Source organism: Ruegeria sp. HKCCA5426, assembly GCF_013034585.1.
Taxonomy (GTDB): Bacteria; Pseudomonadota; Alphaproteobacteria; order Rhodobacterales; family Rhodobacteraceae; genus Ruegeria.
This window is the reverse complement of the sequence record NZ_WQGH01000031.1, coordinates 1-1,540: the sequence shown is the minus strand read 5'-3', so window position 1 is coordinate 1,540 and position 1,540 is coordinate 1. Positions and strand designations below refer to the sequence as shown.

Here is a 1,540-nt window from a genome sequence, read left to right as displayed (position 1 = left end):
GATTCTGTTGAAAAACAACGTGTTGCTGACGCAGAAAGTGATGAGCTGAACAGAGCGCGAGCGCCTTTCTGGTCAGGCTTTGCGCGTTTGCTGCGGTGCAGGAAAGATCTTCGCCAATTTGCGGAGGTTCTGGGCGGTGGCGGCGAGCAGGAATTCGTCATTTGCGCCGCATGGTCCTCGTAATCGGAGCCGTCCCAGGCCGAGAATGCGTTTGAGGTGTGCGAAGAGCATCTCGACCTACTTTCTGAGCTTCATCGAGATGTCGTATTGTTTGGTCTTTGCGATGTCGCGGGCGACCTGACGGGCGTCTTCGTGTTCTTCGCGGGTGATCTTGCGCGCATCTGCGTTCGGGCAGCACTTGGCCCTGGATGGGCAGGCCTGACAGACCTCTTTCAGTGCACGATAGCGCGCCGTACCCTTGCCGGTCGGGCCCCGGTTCGGGTCTGAGTAGTTGCGACGGAATTGCTTAAGGGCGTGACCTTCAGGGCAGATGTATTGGTCGTTTTCTGCATCCCACTCGAAGTCAGCGCGGGTCCAGGTGCCGTCGTTGCGCCCGGACTTGTCGAAGACCGGAATGTGCGGGGCGATGTTGCGGTCGACAAGCCAGCCCAAGAGCGGCCCGGTGCCATAGGCCGTGTCCGCGATCAAGCGCTCCGGATGTAGATCGAACTTCGCTTTCACGCGGTCCAGCATTGTCTTGGTCGATCCGACCTCTGCCTGCCGGATTGATCTGGTGCCTTCCACGTCGACTATAACCCCGTGATCCGTGTCGATCAGGTAATTGTCGGAATAGCTGAAGAAAGCAGGACCTTTGCGGGCCGCGGTCCATTGGCTGGCAGGGTCAGAATGCGAGGTGAACTTGGGCTGCACCTCGCTCGCAGCTCCGAAAGCCGCCTCATCCAGAGTGTCGAGATATTCGCGGACCGCACGAGGCGCTTCTTCTGGATCGATGGTTGATGCATCCCATTCTTCCTTTGGCGTTGAGTTTTGTTTGTTTGCATCGGCTTCGATCAAGCTGGCATCGATTGCCATGCGCTGACCGCTGACCAGACCTTCTTCGATGCACCGCGCGACAGTCGTTTCAAACAGGTGACGCAGAAGCTCACTCTCCCGGAAACGCCCGTGTCGGTTCTTGGAAAACGTGGAATGATCCGGGATACGGTCGGTCAGATCGAGGCGGCAGAACCATCGATATGCCAGGTTCAGATGCACCTCTTCGCATAGCCGTCGCTCAGAGCGAATGCCGAAGCAATAGCCGACCAGCAGCATCCGGATCAGCAGTTCAGGATCGACCGATGGACGACCAGTGTGGCTGTAGAAATCCGCGAGATGCACTCGAATGCTGCTCAAATCGACAAAGCGATCAATCGAGCGCAGCAGATGCTCTTGGGGAACGTGGTTCTCCAATGAGAACTCATAGAACAGCGACGATTGCGCTTCCAGCTTCGGTCCCATCATCGCCAATCCTCCCGCCCATTGGAAGAATTGAATCAGCAGTTCATGCGTCGATCAAGGAAGAGTTTTTCAACAAAATAAGCCC

General features: G+C 56.8%; 1 pseudogene. It reads right to left on the bottom strand.

Features of this window, described 5'->3' with window-relative positions:
- Window positions 1-72 precede the first annotated feature (72 nt).
- Window positions 73-1,458 (bottom strand): annotated as a pseudogene (locus tag GOV87_RS20310) (IS1182 family transposase).
- Window positions 1,459-1,540 lie beyond the last annotated feature (82 nt).